The 17,901-nt window shown below is 45.5% G+C and carries 16 protein-coding genes; 5 read left to right on the forward strand and 11 right to left on the reverse strand.

Annotation, left to right across the window (positions count from 1 at the left end):
• Positions 1 to 113 precede the first annotated feature (113 nt).
• Entirely contained in the window at positions 114 to 1,538 is a 1,425-nt protein-coding gene (locus ACLI09_RS12005; protein WP_411419868.1) for an ATP-dependent RecD-like DNA helicase, read from the forward strand.
• A gap of 36 nt (positions 1,539 to 1,574) precedes the next feature.
• On the opposite strand, the gene ACLI09_RS12010 is transcribed toward ACLI09_RS12005, so the two are convergent.
• Positions 1,575 to 2,279, reverse strand: a complete 705-nt coding sequence (locus ACLI09_RS12010; protein ID WP_411419869.1) for a LytR/AlgR family response regulator transcription factor — start codon at positions 2,277 to 2,279, stop codon at positions 1,575 to 1,577.
• Complete coding sequence (locus tag ACLI09_RS12015) at positions 2,276 to 3,304, reverse strand: sensor histidine kinase (protein WP_411419870.1); 1,029 nt, start codon at positions 3,302 to 3,304, stop codon at positions 2,276 to 2,278. The genes ACLI09_RS12010 and ACLI09_RS12015 overlap by 4 nt, the downstream gene beginning before the upstream one ends.
• A 150-nt stretch (positions 3,305 to 3,454) precedes the next feature.
• Here ACLI09_RS12015 and ACLI09_RS12020 point away from each other — a divergent pair, with 150 nt between their 5' ends.
• The 3 genes from ACLI09_RS12020 to ACLI09_RS12030 are packed head-to-tail and all read left to right on the forward strand — an operon-like array spanning position 3,455 to position 9,174.
• Positions 3,455 to 4,837 carry a TolC family protein gene (locus ACLI09_RS12020; protein WP_411419871.1) on the forward strand — a complete coding sequence of 461 codons (1,383 nt, stop codon included), beginning with the start codon at positions 3,455 to 3,457 and terminating at the stop codon, positions 4,835 to 4,837.
• 13 nt (positions 4,838 to 4,850) lie between these two features.
• The gene (locus tag ACLI09_RS12025) at positions 4,851 to 8,087 is read left to right on the forward strand and encodes an efflux RND transporter permease subunit (RefSeq protein WP_411419872.1); all 3,237 of its coding nucleotides are present in this window, start codon (positions 4,851 to 4,853) and stop codon (positions 8,085 to 8,087) included.
• Position 8,088: 1 nt separating this feature from the next.
• Positions 8,089 to 9,174, forward strand: coding sequence for an efflux RND transporter periplasmic adaptor subunit (locus tag ACLI09_RS12030; protein WP_411419873.1), 1,086 nt, complete (start codon positions 8,089 to 8,091; stop codon positions 9,172 to 9,174).
• A 107-nt stretch (positions 9,175 to 9,281) separates the two neighbouring features.
• Here the strand turns inward: ACLI09_RS12030 and ACLI09_RS12035 are convergent, their stop codons facing one another.
• From ACLI09_RS12035 to ACLI09_RS12050, 4 genes are all read right to left on the reverse strand, one after another.
• On the reverse strand, positions 9,282 to 11,552 hold the full coding sequence (locus tag ACLI09_RS12035) for a cation:proton antiporter (RefSeq protein WP_411419874.1): 2,271 nt from the start codon (positions 11,550 to 11,552) through the stop codon (positions 9,282 to 9,284).
• A 129-nt stretch (positions 11,553 to 11,681) separates the two neighbouring features.
• On the reverse strand, positions 11,682 to 12,410 hold the full coding sequence (locus ACLI09_RS12040) for a LytR/AlgR family response regulator transcription factor (protein WP_411419875.1): 729 nt from the start codon (positions 12,408 to 12,410) through the stop codon (positions 11,682 to 11,684).
• Positions 12,379 to 13,125 (reverse strand): sensor histidine kinase, encoded by a 747-nt coding sequence (locus ACLI09_RS12045; protein ID WP_411419876.1) that lies wholly within the window; start codon positions 13,123 to 13,125, stop codon positions 12,379 to 12,381. Before ACLI09_RS12045 ends, ACLI09_RS12040 begins: the two co-directional genes overlap by 32 nt.
• Before the next feature lies 1 nt (position 13,126).
• Positions 13,127 to 13,513 carry a rhodanese-like domain-containing protein gene (locus tag ACLI09_RS12050; RefSeq protein ID WP_411419877.1) on the reverse strand — a complete coding sequence of 129 codons (387 nt, stop codon included), beginning with the start codon at positions 13,511 to 13,513 and terminating at the stop codon, positions 13,127 to 13,129.
• Positions 13,514 to 13,686: 173 nt separating this feature from the next.
• Here ACLI09_RS12050 and ACLI09_RS12055 point away from each other — a divergent pair, with 173 nt between their 5' ends.
• The gene (locus tag ACLI09_RS12055) at positions 13,687 to 14,118 is read left to right on the forward strand and encodes a response regulator (protein ID WP_411419878.1); all 432 of its coding nucleotides are present in this window, start codon (positions 13,687 to 13,689) and stop codon (positions 14,116 to 14,118) included.
• A 7-nt stretch (positions 14,119 to 14,125) separates the two neighbouring features.
• On the opposite strand, the gene ACLI09_RS12060 is transcribed toward ACLI09_RS12055, so the two are convergent.
• The 5 genes from ACLI09_RS12060 to ACLI09_RS12080 all read right to left on the reverse strand — a co-directional run bounded on the left by ACLI09_RS12060 (position 14,126) and on the right by ACLI09_RS12080 (position 17,851).
• Complete coding sequence (locus ACLI09_RS12060; RefSeq protein WP_411419879.1) at positions 14,126 to 14,914, reverse strand: alpha/beta hydrolase; 789 nt, start codon at positions 14,912 to 14,914, stop codon at positions 14,126 to 14,128.
• A 32-nt stretch (positions 14,915 to 14,946) separates the two neighbouring features.
• Positions 14,947 to 15,228 carry a GNAT family N-acetyltransferase gene (locus tag ACLI09_RS12065; RefSeq protein WP_411419880.1) on the reverse strand — a complete coding sequence of 94 codons (282 nt, stop codon included), beginning with the start codon at positions 15,226 to 15,228 and terminating at the stop codon, positions 14,947 to 14,949.
• A 1-nt stretch (position 15,229) separates the two neighbouring features.
• Complete coding sequence (locus tag ACLI09_RS12070) at positions 15,230 to 16,132, reverse strand: pirin family protein (RefSeq protein ID WP_411419881.1); 903 nt, start codon at positions 16,130 to 16,132, stop codon at positions 15,230 to 15,232.
• A gap of 87 nt (positions 16,133 to 16,219) precedes the next feature.
• Positions 16,220 to 16,843, reverse strand: coding sequence for an alpha/beta hydrolase (locus ACLI09_RS12075; protein WP_411419882.1), 624 nt, complete (start codon positions 16,841 to 16,843; stop codon positions 16,220 to 16,222).
• A 72-nt stretch (positions 16,844 to 16,915) separates the two neighbouring features.
• Positions 16,916 to 17,851, reverse strand: coding sequence for a ring-cleaving dioxygenase (locus ACLI09_RS12080; RefSeq protein WP_411419883.1), 936 nt, complete (start codon positions 17,849 to 17,851; stop codon positions 16,916 to 16,918).
• Positions 17,852 to 17,901: the final 50 nt, after the last annotated feature.

Here is a 17,901-nt window from a genome sequence, read left to right on the forward strand (position 1 = left end):
ATGGCTAAATTCGTTAAATTAGTGCAATTCGTGGCTTATCAAAACAATTCGGCAAACGGCAATTCCGAAATATAACCCTATCTTTGGGCTACAAAATATAACACTTCCTATTAATGAACGATGCGCTGTTTTATAAGATACTGAGGCAAAACTTCCCGTTTAGCCCCACGGTAAAACAGGACATTTTCTTTCAGCAGATTGCCCATTTTGTGGTGAGCGGCAACCGCGATAACCTATTTGTGCTTAAGGGTTATGCCGGTACGGGCAAGACTACCATAATTGCCACGGTGGTAAACCACCTTATAGATGCCGGTAAAAAATATGTGCTCCTCGCGCCTACGGGCCGTGCAGCTAAGGTAATAGCGGGCTACTCTAACAAGCCTGCATATACCATACACAAGCGCATCTATTTTCCCAAGAAAGGCAATGGTGGCACCATGGGTTTTACCATGCAGCAAAATAAGTTTAAGGACACCATTTTTATTGTCGATGAGGCCTCTATGATATCTGACACGCCTACCGATTCTAAGATGTTTGAAAGCAACTCGCTTTTGGACGACCTGATGAGCTATGTATACAACGGACAGAACTGCAAGATGATTTTTGTGGGCGATACGGCACAGCTGCCCCCGGTAAACTCCGACCTTAGCCCAGCACTCGACGAACGCCAGCTGGCACAAACGTATTTTAAAGATGTACAGCATATTGAATTGGACGAAGTTATGCGACAGGGTGAGAAGTCGGGTATATTATACAATGCCACCGAACTGCGGGAACTGCTCAAGACCGCTTTTTTTGACACGTTTAAATTCAACCTGCGCGGGTTTAAGGATATTGTGCGCCTTAGCGACGGTTACGATATTCAGGATGCCATACACAGCGCCTACAGCAATTACAGCATAGAAGATACTGCGTTCATAGTGCGGTCTAACAAGCGCGCCAATGCCTACAACCAGCAGATACGCACCCGAATACTTGACCGTGAGAACGAACTTTCTACCGGAGATTTTTTGATGGTGGTAAAGAATAACTATTTCTGGCTTGATGAAAAGAGCGAAGCCGGCTTTATTGCCAATGGCGACATTATAGAAGTGCTGGAGATTTTCCGCATGGAGGAGCTGTACGGCTTTAAGTTTGCAAGAGTGAAAGTCCGCCTTGTAGATTACCCCAGCCAGCCTCCGCTGGAAACCTACCTGCTGCTGGACACGCTTACGAGCGAGTCGCCCTCGCTAACCTATGAAGACAGCAACCGCCTGTACCAGGAGGTGCTGGCCGATTTTGCCGATGAGCCTACCCAGTTCAAACGTTTTTTAAAGATAAAGGCCAATCCGCATTTTAATGCGCTCCAAGTAAAATTCAGTTATGCCATTACCTGCCACAAAAGCCAGGGTGGGCAGTGGAACACGGTGTTTATAGAGCAGCCCTACCTGCCGGAGGGTATTGACCGGGATTATATCCGCTGGCTGTACACTGCGATTACAAGGGCTAAAGACAGGCTGTACCTGATAGGGTTTAAGGATGAGAGTTTTGAGGAGTAGCAATGCGCTCCATTCACCATTCAAAATTTAAAATAATTACTTAAGCCTCTCAATAAGTTCCCTCCTGTAGGTTATACCTATGGGCACTTCGGTACGGCGGATAACAAGGTGGTCTTTATGCACCTCGTCTACTTTGTCAAGCGCGACTATGTATGATTTATGCGCCCTCATAAAATGGGCAGAGGGGAGTAAACGTTCCAGTTCATTTGTGGTTATGGTAGCCAGGTAGTAGCGGCGTGGGGTAAATATCTTTACATAATTGCCAAAACTCTGCGCATAAAGTACCTGTTCAAGCTCTATTTCAATAATGTCGCTGTCTACCTTTACCGAAATTCCTCCGGTTGCAGGTGTATCATCTACAACTTCATGCTGCGTAGTAAGTTCAAAAAAGCGTTTCAGGCTTTTTACAAACCTGGGATAATAAATAGGTTTCAGCAGGTAGTCCATCACGCCATAGTCATAACTTTCAAGGGCAAACTCGCTGTAGGCCGTGGTAAGTACAGTGCGTGGCGGGTTGTTTAGCTTTTTAAGCAATTCCATACCGCTCAGGCCCGGCATATCTATATCTAAAAACATTAACTGCGGGTTATGGCTTTCAAGGTATTGTAATGCTTCGAGGCCATTATATGCCTCAAATACTAATTCCAGCTCTTGATTTTGCTTAATATAATTTGCGAGCACATAATGTGCAGCAGGCTCATCGTCTACAATAATGCACTGTATTTTAGCGGCACTGCTCATAGGCGTTTTAGCTGTAATTGTAAATGTACTTCAAATGTTCTGCCCTCCTTTATGTCCAGCGAATAGTTGCTGCCATATTGCAGGTTAAGGCGCTCTGTAGTATTGCGGATGCCTATTTTTGTAGATACCACTTCACTTTTATTTTCAGGTACCGAGTTTTTAACCACAAGGTTCAGTTTGCCGTCTTTCACCATGATATTAATATCCACAAAACACTTTTCTATAGTGCAGGCTCCGTGCTTAAAGGCGTTTTCAATAAAACATATCAGCAGCATCGGCGGTATTTTGTAGGCGCCTTCATCGTCAACATCAGTGTTCATGGTAATAGCGCAGCGGTAGCCTACACGTTCTTTTTCAAGCTGCACGTAGCTGCTTATAAAGTTAATTTCGTCTTCCAGGGGTACACACTGCCTCTCGTTGCTTTCCAGCTGGTAGCGCATCAGCTGCGATACGTGCATAATAAGCTCGGGCGTGCGTTCAGGGTATTGCAGGCTTATGCCGTATAGGGTATTAAACGTATTAAATAAAAAGTGTGGGTTAAGCTGCTCCTTAAGCGAGTTAATCTGTGCCTGGTTGTACAGCAGTTTTTCGCTGTCGAGCTTTTTGCGGTCCCTGTAGAATTTTAAAATTATAAGCACAGAAAGTATGCAGATTAGCGTAGCCACAAGTGTAGCAGACTGGAAAAAGTAACTTTGCTGCTCACTCGATTTGTAGAGGAAACAGTTTTTATAAATCCACAGGTTAGTAACCTGGTACATTAACAGCGAAAATACAAATACCAGCCCGGCACTTGCCATAGCATACAGCAGCGGCTTATGCTTTTTAAGCAATATGGGCAAAAGCAGCCAGCGGTTAAGCTGCGCATGGCCGTACAACAGCAAGAAGTATAAAAACCCGCTCCATACGCCTTTCCAGGATTTTATCAAAATCCAGTCGTTTAGCGTAAAGAGTATAAAGCTGAATACAAGTATAAGCACTTCCTGCCACCACTTGTTATCTATAATATTCTTAAATGTTAGCTTCATAAGTATATTAATACACTACAAAGTAAATACTTATTGCACTAACAGTACTAAAATGTGTGATGAATTGCATTCATCACTTTAAACGTTTGTTTAAATATTTGCTGTTATACCTTTGTACTACAAAAAAATTGTTTACTTAAAATAATTTACATGCGCCTTACGAGAATTATGTTGCTTCTTTTAATCGTCGCCGTGCAGGGCTATAGCCAGAACCTTTCCCTTAAGGACGCTATAGCTACCGGTATGGCAAACTACGGTTTGGTAAAAGCTAAAGGAAAATATGCCGAAGCCGCTGCCGAAACCGTAAAACAAACCCGGCGTGAGTACCTGCCGAACCTTAACCTTGCTGCCCAGCAGGATTATGGTACTGTAAATGGGCAAAATGGCCCGCTTTATGGTTTTGGCGGCCTCGGCGTCGCCTCATCAGGATTGCCGCTGCCGGAGCAAAACTGGAACGCCGCATTTGGTGCCCTGTACCTCGCTAACGTAAACTGGGACTTTTTTACTTTCGGGCGGATGAAACAACGCATTAACCTGGCTAAGGCCGATGTAGAGCGCCAGACGAAGGATTTTGAGCAGGAACAATTTCAGCAAAAGGTGCGCATTGCTGCCGCCTACCTTAACCTGCTTGCGAGCCAGAGGTTGTTGATTTCCCAGCAAAAAAACCTGGACCGCACCACAGTAATACTTAACAATGCCGCGGTGCGTGTACGCACAGGCCTGTTACCGGGCGTAGACTCCACACTCGCTTCCGCTGAGGTATCCCGCGCCAGGATAGCCCTGAACCAGCTTCGCGAACAGGTAAAAATGCAAAATGCCGAATTGGTGCGCCTCATGGGAGTAGCCCCGGCCGATTTTACTGCCGATACCACACTTGTGGCACGCGTGCCTAAGGCTACGCTGACAGGGGAGGAGCTGCCTGCCGAAAACAACCCGATTCGACAGTTTTATAAAAGCCGTATAAATTACAGCAACCAGCAGGAAAAGCTGTTCCGCCGTGAATACTGGCCCACCATGAGCCTGTTTGGCGTGTTCCAGACAAGGGCATCAGGGTTTAACGCGGATTATGCTTCTAATCAAAATTCATACACTCAAAATTACTTTGACGGTATAAATCCTACCCGCCAAAACTACCTTATGGGCGTTGGCATTACCTGGAACCTTACCACCATAGCCCGCTCGTCTAAAAAAGTGAGCGCCCAAAAGCTGATATCCGAAGGGCTTGAAGAAGAATATAAGGCCATAGACACCCAGCTTGCCGCGCAGCTTGATGCCGCCAATGCACGCTTTGGCTTCGCGCTCGAAAATTATGCCGAAGCACCACGACAGGTACGCGCCGCGCAACAGGCCTACCTGCAACGCACCACCTTATATAAAAACGGGCTAACCAATCTGGTAGATGTTACCCAGGCGCTCTATACGCTAAACCGTGCGGAGACTGACCGTGATGTTATTTATACCAATGTGTGGCAGGCATTGCTGATGAAGGCGGCTGCGTCGGGTGATATCAACCTGTTTATAAACGAACTATAATTACCTTACTGAAATGAATTTAATACGTTTTGCACTACGCAAACCCATATCAATACTGGTGCTGGTGGCCGGGCTCTTTTTCTTCGGGATAAGCGCCGTACGCACCATCAAGGTAGATATCTTGCCGCAGATGAACCTGCCGGTTATATACCTTGCCCACCCGTTTAGCGGCTATACGCCAGACCAGATGGAGTCGTACTTTGCTAAGAACTATATTAACATCATGCTTTTTGCCAATGGCGTTAAAAGCATAGAGACAAAAAACATACAGGGCCTTACCCTGATGAAGGTAAGCTACTATGAAGGCACAAATATGGCACAGGCTGCCGCTGAGCTTTCGGCATTAAGTAACCGTATTCAGGCCGCTTTCCCGCCGGGGTCGCAGCCGCCGTTTGTCATCCGTTTTGATGCCTCATCATTACCGGTTGGGCAGTTGGTACTCAGCAGTAAGATACGTACCAATAATGAGTTGCAGGATTTGGCTAACGTATATGTGCGTGCCAGTTTTACCAGCATACCCGGCCTGCTTTCGCCGCCACCGTTTGGGGGCAGCCCGCGTACTATTGAAATAAACGTAGACCCCGCCAAGCTAAACTCTTTTAACCTCACACCCGACCAGATTGTGGAAGCGCTGCGTTTGAATAACCAGACCGCCCCCTCGGGCAACGTGCGCATAGGCGATAAAAACTACCTTACCCCCACAAACAATACCATACATACCATTAAGGATTTTGAAAAAGTGCCTATTTTTAAGGGCGCGGTGCAAAACCTTTACCTGGGTGATGTAGCCACCGTTAAAGACGGTGCCGACGTTACTAACGGCTATGCCCTGATTAATGGCAAGCGGTCGGTGTATGTAAGTATTGCCAAAGCCGGCGATGCCTCAACCTGGGATGTGGTAAAAAACCTTAAGGCCAGCCTGCCGAAAATACAGAGCACCTTACCTCCGGACGTAACCATTTCGTATGAATTTGACCAGTCGGTTTACGTTATCAACTCAGTTAAAAGCCTCATTACCGAAGGTGCAATAGGGGCGGTGCTTACCGGGCTTATGGTTATCCTGTTTTTGGGCGACCGCCGTGCCGCGCTTATCGTTATCCTAACCATACCTATCTCGGTAATATCAGGGGTATTGTTCCTTAAATTGTTCGGGCAAACCATCAACCTTATGTCGCTGTCGGGCCTTGCGCTTGCCATAGGCATACTGGTAGATGAAAGTACCGTAACAATAGAGAACATCCACCAGCACCTGGATATGGGCAAGCCCAAGGCGCTCGCCATCTGGGAGGCCTGTAAGGAAATTGCACTTCCTAAATTGCTAATCTTACTCTGTATACTTGCTGTGTTTGCCCCGGCCTTTACCATGGGCGGCATACCGGGCGCGCTGTTTCTGCCATTGGCACTGGCTATTGGGTTTAGTATGATCATCTCGTTTTTGCTTTCGCAGACGTTTGTGCCTGTTATGGCCAACTGGGTAATGAAATCGCACCACGACAAAAAACATCACAACAAAGAACTTACCGTTCCTGCCGAAGAGGTATATGTGCATAAAGATGCGCTTTCCGAAAGGGAAGATTATGACAACAACGGCAAGGTAAGCGGTTTCGAAAAATTCCGTATCCGTTTCATGAGGCTTATCGACCGATTGCTGCCAAAGCGTAAATTCATCGGCATAGCTTATTTAATAGGTATTACCGGTATTGCGGTACTGCTTATAAACGTAATAGGCCGCGATGTGTTCCCTAAGGTAAACAGCAGCCAGTTCCAGCTGCGCATCCGTGCGCCCTACGGTACCCGTATGGAGCGCACCGAAGAAAAAGCCCTCAAGGTGCTTAAAGAAATTGAGAACACGGTAGGCAAGGAGCACGTGGGCATATCATCGGTATATGTGGGTATGCACCCGTCGCTATACTCGGTTTCGCCTATATATTTATTCATGTCGGGCCCTCATGAAGCGGTGTTTCAGGTGGCGCTAAAAGACTACCACCATGATATGGATGAGTTTAAAGACGAGCTCCGCAAAAGGATAGCCAAAGTAGCTCCGGACCTTAAAGTATCATTCGAGCCGATAGAGCTAACCGATAAGGTACTGAGCCAGGGTTCGCCCACTCCAATAGAGGTGCGCTTTGCCGGCAAGAATAAGGCAACCAACGAGCAATATGCCAATAAGCTGATTGCCGAACTGAAACAGAAACCATATTTCCGGGATATACAGATAGCGCAGCCCATACATTATCCGGCCCTTAATATAGAGATAGACCGTGTGCGTGCGGCACAGCTGGGTGTGGATATGAGCGACATTTCGCGCTCGCTGATTGCCAGTACGTCTTCATCGCGCTATACCGAGAAAAATACCTGGATTGACGAAAAAGCCGGCCTGTCGTATAATGTGCAGGTGCAGGTGCCGCTCGACCAGATGAGTACTGAAGAAGATATCAAAAATATTCCGCTGCTTAAAAACCAGCTGCGTCCCGTACTGGGCGATGTAGCTACCATAACACACGTAGATACGCACGGCGAAAATGACAACGTAGGTGCCATGCCCTACATTTCGGTAACGGCGAACATCGACCACACCGACCTTGGCACCGCATCTAACGACGTAAAGAAAGCCATTGGCGGCCTGGGTGAACTGCCACGAGGCCTGTTTGTAAACCCCATCGGATTGGGCGTAGTGCTCGAAGAAACCATGGGCAGCCTGGAAACGGGGCTACTTGTGGCGGTTATTGTTATCTTCCTGATGCTGGCCGCTAATTTCCAGTCGTTCCGTGTGTCGCTGGTTATCCTTACGGCTGTTCCGGCGGTGGTGCTGGGGTCGTTGCTGTTATTACTGGCAACCGGCTCTACGCTAAACCTGCAATCGTATATGGGTATCATTATGTCCGTTGGAGTATCTATTGCCAACGCGGTATTGCTGATTACCAATGCCGAACACCTCCGAAAGGAGAATGGCGGTGATGCCCTTAAAGCAGCACGGGAGGCTGCCTCTATACGTCTGCGCCCCATCATCATGACATCAGTAGCCATGATAGCCGGTATGTTACCAATGGCCATAGGCCACGGCGAGAGCGGCGAGCAGGTATCGCCACTGGGCCGTGCGGTTATCGGTGGACTATTATTCTCTACCATAACCGTACTGGTCATACTGCCCGTTATTTTTGCATGGGCGCAAGGCAAGGCCAGCACACAATCACCATCATTAGACCCGGAAGACGAAGAAAGTAAACATTATATACCCTCACACCAATAATATGAAAAAGTTCACCCTACTTTCATCTGCAGCCTTAGCACTGCTTTTATTATACAGCTGCGGCGAAGAAAAGAAAGAAGCCGCACCTGCACCTGAAACACCAACAGAAACATTTAGCCTTCAAAAACAAAAAATGTCGAGTGAGGTACGCCTTCCGGCAGAATTACAGGGCTTTCGCCAAACGGATATTTATGCTAAAGTAAGCAGCTTTGTAAAAGAGCTTAAGGTAGACATAGGCAGCCAGGTTAAGGCCGGGCAGTTGCTTATTGTGCTCGAAGCGCCGGAGGTAAGTTCGCAGCTTGCCGCCGCCGAAAGCCGCCTGCACGCTGCCGAAGCTGTTTATACAGCCAGTAATGCCACCTACAACCGCGTTTTAGAAACCAGTAAGGTAGAGGGTACCATATCTAAAAACGACCTTGATGTTTCGCTTTCACGCAAAAGCAGCGACTATGCCCAGCTACAGGCCGCTAAAGCCGCTTATAAAGAGATACAGGTAATGCAAAGCTACCTGCAGATACGCGCGCCTTTTGATGGGGTAATATCAGCCCGTAATGTAAATACGGGTGCTTATGTAGGCCCTGCCGGCGCCGGAAGTACAGCGCCATTGCTTACCATACAGGATCAGCAAAAACTGAGGCTGGCGGTATCGGTACCGGAAATGTATACCGCTTACCTGGGCGACAACGACGCGGTACAGTTTAAGGTAATTCCGTTGCCTAACGAAACCTTTACTGCCAAGATTGCCCGCCGTAGCGGTGCATTAGACCAAAAATTACGCAGCGAGCGTGTGGAGATGGACGTTATAAATAAAGACAAAAAGCTGTTGCCGGGTATGGTGGCCGAGGTTATACTGCCGCTTAACGCTAAAGACAGCACCTTTGTAGTGCCTAAAACAGCCGTGGTTAGCAGCAGTGAGCGTACCTATGTGGTAACGGTAGACGGCGACAAGCTGCACCGCACCGGGATAGTTAAAGGCCGCGAGTATGGCGACAATATAGAAATATACAGTGACAGCCTTACTGTAAACCAAAAGCTGGTAAAAGCCGCAAGTGAGGAAATGCGAGATGGCGACACGGTTATTAAGTAAAGATTTTTAGGATTTTACTTCATAGTAATTTTTGTTTGGTGAGGAGTCCCGCAGGGTGAGTGCGGGGCTCCTCTTTTTTAGTCAGGATTAAGAATTTTTAATCCCTGCTACTTTTTAATGATGAGCAGCGATGGTGTATCATTTAACCAGGGGCTGCGGGTATCTACCAGTTTCTTCCAGCTTTCTACACTTATCATCATGAGGCCCTGGCTTTGCAGGAAGTTTTTATCCAGCTTTTTCTGGTTGAGCAGTTGTATGTGGTTAGGCACTACATGCTCTATGCTACGGATAGTTTCCTTTATTTGAGGATTGTTTTTTACACGCCCGGAGGCATCAAGAATGGTTACCTGCGACCCGGCGTTTACAATCAGTTTTTGTGCGTATTCAATCAGGAAAGCATCATCTTCATCAAAAATTGAAACAAAAACCCGTTCAGTATTTTTAAAGTCCTTGTCTACAAGAATCCCTACCGGTGTATGGGTTTTGGTAAGTACCTGCTGGGTTTTTTCGTCAAAAGGCGAATTTTCAAACAGTTTTTCCTTACCGGTAAAGGTATTAAGCAGGTTTTCGGGGTTGATAATACGCGTAGTAAATCCCAGTATTTTGCCCAGCAACGTACCCTCAAATATCGACTGGCCTATGTCTATCAGCACCAGGTCAAATTCGCCTTTGTTTGCTACCGTGGGTATGTCGCTGTCTACATCACTGGTAGCCTTAAACAATGTGGTAACCTTTTGCCCAAGTAGTTCGGCTTCAGCTAAAACGGGCTTAAAGCTTTCTTTTTCATACTCCTGAAGGTTAAAGGTATGTATCTCGCTGCTTGGCGATACGTGCATTGCCGTAACCATGGCATTGCCCTTCATTTTTGCCACAAAGGCATTGGCCAGCCGCAACAGGCTTTTTCCGCCGTCGGGGCTGTCAAAAGATACCAGTACCTTATAGCGGCTTGCCTGGCGTATTTCCGAGGGGATGTAGTTTTTACCCCGGTTAAATATAAATCCTATCAGGTCGAGCGCAGGGCCGGTCATAAATGTGGTTGCCAGCGCCATAATAACCATCATAGAAAATATTTCGGTAGAAAGTACCTTGAGTTCCAGCCCGATATTAAGCACGATGAGCTCCATAAGCCCACGCGTATTCATCAGCGCGCCAATAGTAAGGCTATCGCGCCAGTTTTGGCCTACATACCGTGCTGTTATGGCACTGCCTATAAATTTACCCATTACAGCTACCAGGATAATAAGCCCGCATATTTGCCACATATATGGCTCGTTTAATAAGCCTATATTTGTGTTAAGGCCCGTAAATACAAAAAACAGCGGCAGCAGCATAACCTGGCTCACATCTTCTACCTTCTCAATAAAAATACTGCGGAAACGCATGTTTTCCGGCATTATGGCACCTGCCATAAACGCACCAAACAGTGCATGGATACCTATTATTTCGGTGGTATAAGCAGATATTAACAGCGTGAGGAAGAATATGCCTATTACAGGCTTTGTAATATTTTCGCGTTGCGAATACAAGTCGCCGATGCGCTTAAGAAACGGACGGACCACAACCAGCATGAGCAGTACATATATTATAGACAGCCCGATGATGTATAACGAACTTACAAATGAACCCGCCTTTACAATAGCTATAACCGCTGCAAGTATGCACCATGCGGTAATATCATCTGCGGCGGCGCAGGTTATTACCATGGCGCCTATACGGGTGCGGTGCAGGCCACGCTCCTGAACAATGCGTGCCAGTACCGGAAATGCTGTAATGCTCATGGCAATGCCCAGGAACAGGCCAAACGAACTAAAGGCTACCCCTGGCGGTGCAAATTGGGCATATATAAAATAGGCAAGGATAAGCCCCAGGGTAAAGGGTATGATAATGCTTGCATGGCTTATGATAACCGCATCTTTCGCCTTGTTCTTAAGTACGCTGAGGTCGAGTTCCATACCTACCACATACATAAAGAGGATAAGGCCAAGCTGGCTAAAATATTTAAGGTTAGTAAGCGAGCCTTTGGGAAACAGCAAACCTGAATATTCCGGGAAATAATGCCCTACGAGCGACGGCCCCAGCACAATACCGGCTATCATCTCGCCTATTACACTTGGCTGGCCCAGCTTGCGGCATATCCACCCGAAAAACCGGGCCACAAAAATTATAGTTATAATTTGCACAAGTAGCAGTGCAAGCGGATCGGCAAGGTTATCAAATAGCGAATTTGTAAAGTCGTTCCATTGCCCGTTACCGGTGGTTTTGGTTACAACGTTCCTCCCGGCTTCAAGCGATTTACCGTTTTTTAGCGCCCAGTAAATAAGCCCCGAAAATACGGCTATTACCAAGACGTAAAAGATACTGTTCCTAAACTTTTTCATTTAGCGTTTATTTAAGGCAGCACAATATTACTCTGTTTTTTTACAGTAAAAGGTAGGTGTATCGGGTTTTGCGCCAAGCACGGGTAAAATTGTAACAAAACATTAAATTAAATAAAAAGCTAATAGGTGCTACATTTTTACTTTTTTTATAAAATCGCTTCGGTATATTTCGCTCAGCGGAAAGGTATAGTGGCTGCCATCAGGCTGTAGCATATCGGCGGTAATGATGTCGTGTGTATAAAACTGCACATGCTTAAGCGCAATGATTGCTTTTTTATTGATGCGGCAAAAGTGGGTTTGCGGCAGCAATTCCAGCAGCTTTTCAAAAGGGCAGTTCTTTACGGTAACCTTAGTGTTGTCGTTAAGGAACAGTATTTTATCGCGGCTGTCTATCTTGCTGGGTACCACTACAAATATTTTTTCTACCGCTATAAGGGCCTTGCCCTTGTCAGTATTAAGCTGTATTTGTTTTGGCGCGGCTACCGGTTGGGGCAGGGCGGCCAGTTTTTCGGCTACCTTTTCTACGGCTTGTTTAAGCCTTTCCGGGCGTATAGGCTTCACAACATAGTCTACTGCATTACGGTCAAATGCATCTACGGCAAAGTTTTTATAAGCGGTAGTAAATATAACGGCTTTGCCTTTTAGGGCATCGGCAACCTGCAAGCCGTTCATATCCGGCATTTCTATGTCGGTTATCAGCAGGTCAAAATCCAGCGACGGCGCTTCTTCAAGCAATGTAATGGGGCTGTTAAAGGCTTTAATAACCTCAAGTTCCGGCATTTGTTCACAAAGCATTTTAAGCAGTGCCAGTCCGGGCAACTCGTCATCAAGCAGTAAGCATTTTATTTTTGTGTTCAAGCAGGTTAATTTTTAGTTGTGCTACATAAACCTCGTCTTCGGCATAGCGTTCCAGCTTGTAGCACTGGTTGTAAAGTATTTTAAGGCGCTGGTCGAGTGTAGTGGCGCCTATACCACTGTTTTCTTTAAGAAATGCTGATTTTCCCGAAATTTTGTTATGAACAATAAGGGTAAAAATACCGTCTTTAAATTCAATAACTATCGATATAAACGCGTCGGCACTTTGCAGGTCTGCGTGCTTAAAGGCATTTTCAATCAGGTCTATGGAGATAAGCGGCGCCAGTATCTTTTGCTCATAAAGCCCATCGGTTTCATCTATCTTTTTCTTTACCGATATTGAAAAAAGCGGGCTTAGCTTTATTTTGTTTATTTCGATAAGGTTGAGGGCAAAGTCTATTTCTTCCCTTGGGCTAACATAGCGGTTCTGGCTTTCGTAGAGTATATAATCAAGCACATTGCTAAGCTTATCCATAGCAAAATAGGTTTGGTAAGCATGGCTTTGTATACTGTTCAATATGTTCTTAAAAAGGTGTGGGTTAAGCCGGGACTCCAGCGTTTGTAACTGCAGGGTGTTGTTGCGGGTTTCCAGTTCCATAAAGCGGCCTTCAAGTTCCTTCCTTACCTTTTCTGTCCTGCGCATGCGCACAAAAAGCCAGCCGACTATACCGAGCAGCAGCAGGGCAATACTAAGTAAAATGATTATGGCCGGGCTCATTTTATTCAGTTACAGGTTTTCCGGCGCCGTTCCACGCATCAAGGCCTCCTTCAAGTTCTACAATATGCTTAAAGCCTTTTTGTTCCAGCGTCTCTACGGCTTCGGCACTGCGGCCGCCGGCTTTACAGTATACATATACTGTTTCATTTTTATCAAGGCTATCCAGCCGCGCACCAAAATCCTGGTCGTATATGTGCAGGTTTTTTGCGCTCTCAATGTGCCCTGAAGTAAACTCCTTCGGCGTGCGCACGTCTATAACCTGCCCCGGGTTATCAATCATTTCCTTTTCAAAGGCAGCAGGCGGAATTTGCTCAACGCCCGTTTTTTGCTCTTTTTTGCACGAAAAAAGTGCAGTTGAAAATAGTAGGGCTATGAATAATTTTTTCATTTCTCAGTATTTTGCTTTATTTTGCATGCAAGTTACTAAAAAGTATCCTGACAGTAGCAACCAAACTTTTGGTTTGAATTAACAGGATTTTGTAACTATTTTGTAATATATAATAACATAATTTATATTTTTAAAACGTTATTTGCACTCGATAATCAGAACCATAGCCAAATATGAAAATGCACAGGGATATCCTTGTTATAGAGGATGATGAAGATGACAGGGACATATTAAAAGAGATTTTCAGAGACCTGGGTTACCGTAATAATATTGTTTTTTTCTCTGATAGCACAGAGGCCCTGGCATACATCCGTAAGCCGGGTATAGAGCCCTTTATTATTATATCAGATATCAACATGCCAAAACTCGGCGGTTTTGAGCTGCGTAACATTATCCTGGAGGAAGAATTGCTGAGTGATAAAAATATACCTTATGTTTTTATAAGTAATGCCCAGGACGACTACTCTGTAAAACAGGCTAATAAACTTGCTATACAGGGATACATACACAAAGGCACTGATTACAACGTGTATAAGGGCAAAATTAAAAACCTTATTGATTTTTGGAAAGAAAATATTAACTCGTTCAGTTTTAAAAGGGATTAATTTCAGGTTAATTATCGCTTATAATATCAATCCACGATACTATGTAGTCTGCCTCATCATGCCAGGTGGGCAGGCCGAGTACAAAATGGTTTTTGCCTTTAAATTCTTTATAATCAGTTACCGAATGATTCTTGTTGTATTTAAGGTAATTTTCATACACAAGTGAATTTGGCGTTATATGGTCGGTCGTGCCGGTTATAAAGAGCAGGGGCGGATGAGGTTTCATAAAGTCGACCATAGCCATACTGGTAAGCGCGTCTCTTAGCACCTGCTTGCTTTCCGGTATGCAGTATGTCTCATAGCCTGACACCTGTTGGGCTTCATCCATACCATTAGTAAAGGCATATTTCCATTCCCTAAGGCTCATAAGATGTGTTTTTTTTACGGATGAAAAAAAGCCTAACGGTTTCCAGATTGATTTAAGGAATGACCATTCAAACGAAAAAACACCTTTTGGCGGTACGCTGTGTATGGCTACACCTGCGGCGGCAAATTCACGATTTACCAATATCTGCGCAATGAGCCCGCCAAGCGAATGTCCTATAACTAAAGGCTTTTCGGCTAAATCAGCCACTATTTTTATATAATGGTCTGTAAGCTCAGATAGCCTTAGCTTGGCCAGGGCAGTATCGTTAGGCTGCCTGTTGCGTAGTTCCTGTACAGAGGCATCTTTATAGGGCCATGGCGGAGCGAGGGTTGTAAAACCCTTATCTTCAAAATAACGTTTCCAGTTATCCCAAACATGGTGCGATACAAAAGCGCCGGTTATAAATACTATTGTTGTGGGTTTTTTCATGGGGGTGTTTGTGTGTCCTGTTTTTCAGTACGCTAATAATGTGCAAGCACATCGCCAAGTTCAGGCTTGCGCTCAAACATTTTTTTTGCAAAGGGGCATTGGGGAATTATTTTTAATCCTTTATCCCGCGCAAAGCTTACAGCCTGGTCTAAAAGTTTTATACCCACTCCTTTAAAATCAGGGTTACCTATAGTGTGTTCTATGGTAAAGGTGTGTGCATCGTTCCGGGTATAGGTCATTATACCTGCTTCAACTTCGCCTTCCATAGCCCTGAAAGTTCCTTTTGTGCCGTTGTCGATTTGTGTAATTTCCATCTCAGGGTTTATTTTTAATGTTAAAGTTGTGGTGTTGTTCTGGCAGGGGAACAAACCCGGTTTCTCCTTCTATTTTTGGGAACTCCTGCCTAAGCCAGCGCTCTTTAGCTTCCTCAATACGTTCGGCACTTGTGGCTACAAAGTTCCAGTATATGTGCCTTGGCTCTGCAAAGGGTTCACCACCAAAAATGTATACCGTAGTATTTTCATTTATGGTAAATTCGCACAGTGAGCTGTCTTTGGCCACCATAAGTTGGCGCGGCTCAAAGGTATGGCCTTCGGTTTCTATACTCCCGTCAAGTATATAAAGGCCGCTCTCGCCATACAACCCGCTGCCTAAGGTTACTTTTTGCCGCACAGTACTCTTTAACTCTAAAAAATAAAGCGGGCTATGTACCGGCACCGGCGATTTTTTGCCAAATGCCTCGCCGGCTATAAGCTTTATGGTTATGCCACCTTCCTGCCACACCGGAAGTTCATTTTCATTAGTGTGGGAAAATGAGGGTTCCATTTGCTCCAGGTGTTTAGGTAATGCCACCCATATTTGTAATCCATGAAGCTTCTTGTCTGATGTGCGCAGCCTTTCGGGCGTACGCTCAGAGTGTACTATGCCGCTGCCGGCTGTCATCCAGTTTACCTGCCCCGGTACTATTTCTACTTCAGTGCCCAGGCTGTCTCTGTGTATAATATTTCCCTCAAAAAGATAGGTAAGTGTAGATAGCCCGATGTGCGGGTGCGGGCCCACATCCAGGTTTTCATGGTCGCTAAGCGCTGCCGGACCCATATGGTCTATAAACGCAAAAGGCCCCACCGTACGCTTTTCGCGAAACGGCAGTAGCCGCCCGACAAGAAAATTGCCAATACTGGCGGGCCTTTCTTCAATAATCAGGTTAATATTTGACATATTATGGTTTAAGGAACTAAAATACGTAAAAATATAAAGCACTAACGATTGCGTGATGTTAAATCGATAAAATGAATGTTATTTGTCTTACAAAATAGTACTAAGCCATTCTGCGGCAAGGCTTATATCCTGTTGTACAAGGTTATGCCCTGTAGGCAGGTTATTGAAGCTTACCTTAAATCCTGCTTTTTCAAGGCTTGTAATGTAATTTTGTATTTCTATTGAATTCACTGTGGGGTCTGCGCTGCCGGAGCTTATAAAAACCGGGACCGCACGCTTAACCGAAAATTCAGGAAGCTGCCTGTAAGGCTGCATGGGCCTGTACAATATGGCCCCGGCCAAAAAATCAGGATACTGTACCAGCGTTGCGCCGGCAATATTAGCTCCGTTTGAATAACCAAGTGCTATCAGCTTTTTAATGTCAAAACCTTCGGTGTCAGCTATGCTTTGTATAAAATGCACCAGCTCATTGGTACGGAAGCGAAGGTCGTCTTCATCGAAGATGCCCATACCCAAACGCTTAAAAAAGCGGGGCATTCCGTTTTCACTTACGTTACCGCGAACACTAAGGATGTTGTAGCCGTCGCCAAAGTTTTTAGCCAAAGGGATAAGGTCATTTTCATTGCCTCCGGTGCCATGTAATAATAGTAGGGTATGAGCACCCGGTGTAGCCAATGGCGTATAAATGTATTTTAAGGCAGAATATTCCATAAATATAGCTTTTAATTAGCCTGCCGCAATTGTTACGGCAGGCAGTAGTTGTGTTATTTAGTTGAGCAGTAATTAATTTAGCGGTGCAAGGTGTGCCTCAATGTCTTCGCGGATGTTCTCATATTTTGCAGGCAGTTTCAGCCCTTTGCCCAGGTCTTCAAGTGCTTCATCTATCATAAAGCCGGGATTATCGGTAGCAATTTCAAACAACACGCCTCCCGGTTCCCTAAAGTAGAGGCTGTGAAAGTAGTTACGGTCTATCTGGGGTGTAATGTTAAGCCCGGCAGCTACCACTTTCTCACGGAGGTACATTAGAGATTCGTCATCAATAACCCTGAAGGCCACGTGGTGCACGGTACCGTTGGCTACATGGCCCAGTTTTTCATCTTTCAGTTCTACGAGGTCTACAAGTGCAGCCTGGTCTACGGTATCTACGGCATAGCGGTAGCGGTTGCCATCCTGGCCTATAAGTGTATAGCCAAATATATCGGTCAGTACGCCGGCGGTGCCTTTAATGTTATTCAGCGTAATAGTGACGTTATGAAAACCCCTTGTAGCAATATCTGCTTTTACCTCGTCGGTTTCCCAAGGTTTGCGGGTGTCGTTCTCAACTTCGTAAAATTCAAGTTTTAAACCATCCGGGTCAAGGAAGGTAAGGTAACGCTGGCCAAAACGTTCAGACGGTTTGTTGTATATCACGTTATATTTTTCAAACCGCTCTACCCATTTTTCAAGGCTGCCTTTAGGCACTGAGTAGCCTATTTCGGTAGCCATACCGCTGCCCCTCCGGCCTTGTGGTATGCCTGCCCCCCACGGGAAAAAGGTAAGTATGGTACCTGCGCTGCCTACCTCGTCGCCAAAATAAAAATGGTAGGTACCGGGATCATCAAAATTCACGGTTTTTTTAATAAAGCGTAAGCCAAGTACGTTAGAATAAAAATCGAAGTTGCGTTTGGCATCCCCTGCTATTGCAGTAATGTGGTGCATGCCTAAAATTGTATTTTTCATGGTGTAATTATTTTTAATTTCTATGATGTAAAGGTATAACCCATTTATAA

Origin of the sequence: Flavobacterium sp. RHBU_24 (assembly GCF_046613695.1) — a bacterium.
Classification (GTDB): Bacteria; Bacteroidota; Bacteroidia; order Flavobacteriales; family Flavobacteriaceae; genus Flavobacterium.

Bases quoted from the DNA above. Each gene is read 5' to 3' on its own strand.
- ACLI09_RS12005 (WP_411419868.1), top strand. From the start codon at position 114: ATGAACGATGCGCTGTTTTATAAGATACTGAGGCAAAACTTCCCGTTT.
- ACLI09_RS12010 (WP_411419869.1), bottom strand. From the start codon at position 2,279: ATGAGCAGTGCCGCTAAAATACAGTGCATTATTGTAGACGATGAGCCT.
- ACLI09_RS12015 (WP_411419870.1), bottom strand. From the start codon at position 3,304: ATGAAGCTAACATTTAAGAATATTATAGATAACAAGTGGTGGCAGGAA.
- ACLI09_RS12020 (WP_411419871.1), top strand. From the start codon at position 3,455: ATGCGCCTTACGAGAATTATGTTGCTTCTTTTAATCGTCGCCGTGCAG.
- ACLI09_RS12025 (WP_411419872.1), top strand. From the start codon at position 4,851: ATGAATTTAATACGTTTTGCACTACGCAAACCCATATCAATACTGGTG.
- ACLI09_RS12030 (WP_411419873.1), top strand. From the start codon at position 8,089: ATGAAAAAGTTCACCCTACTTTCATCTGCAGCCTTAGCACTGCTTTTA.
- ACLI09_RS12035 (WP_411419874.1), bottom strand. From the start codon at position 11,552: ATGAAAAAGTTTAGGAACAGTATCTTTTACGTCTTGGTAATAGCCGTA.
- ACLI09_RS12045 (WP_411419876.1), bottom strand. From the start codon at position 13,125: ATGAGCCCGGCCATAATCATTTTACTTAGTATTGCCCTGCTGCTGCTC.
- ACLI09_RS12050 (WP_411419877.1), bottom strand. From the start codon at position 13,513: ATGAAAAAATTATTCATAGCCCTACTATTTTCAACTGCACTTTTTTCG.
- ACLI09_RS12055 (WP_411419878.1), top strand. From the start codon at position 13,687: ATGAAAATGCACAGGGATATCCTTGTTATAGAGGATGATGAAGATGAC.
- ACLI09_RS12060 (WP_411419879.1), bottom strand. From the start codon at position 14,914: ATGAAAAAACCCACAACAATAGTATTTATAACCGGCGCTTTTGTATCG.
- ACLI09_RS12065 (WP_411419880.1), bottom strand. From the start codon at position 15,228: ATGGAAATTACACAAATCGACAACGGCACAAAAGGAACTTTCAGGGCT.
- ACLI09_RS12070 (WP_411419881.1), bottom strand. From the start codon at position 16,132: ATGTCAAATATTAACCTGATTATTGAAGAAAGGCCCGCCAGTATTGGC.
- ACLI09_RS12075 (WP_411419882.1), bottom strand. From the start codon at position 16,843: ATGGAATATTCTGCCTTAAAATACATTTATACGCCATTGGCTACACCG.
- ACLI09_RS12080 (WP_411419883.1), bottom strand. From the start codon at position 17,851: ATGAAAAATACAATTTTAGGCATGCACCACATTACTGCAATAGCAGGG.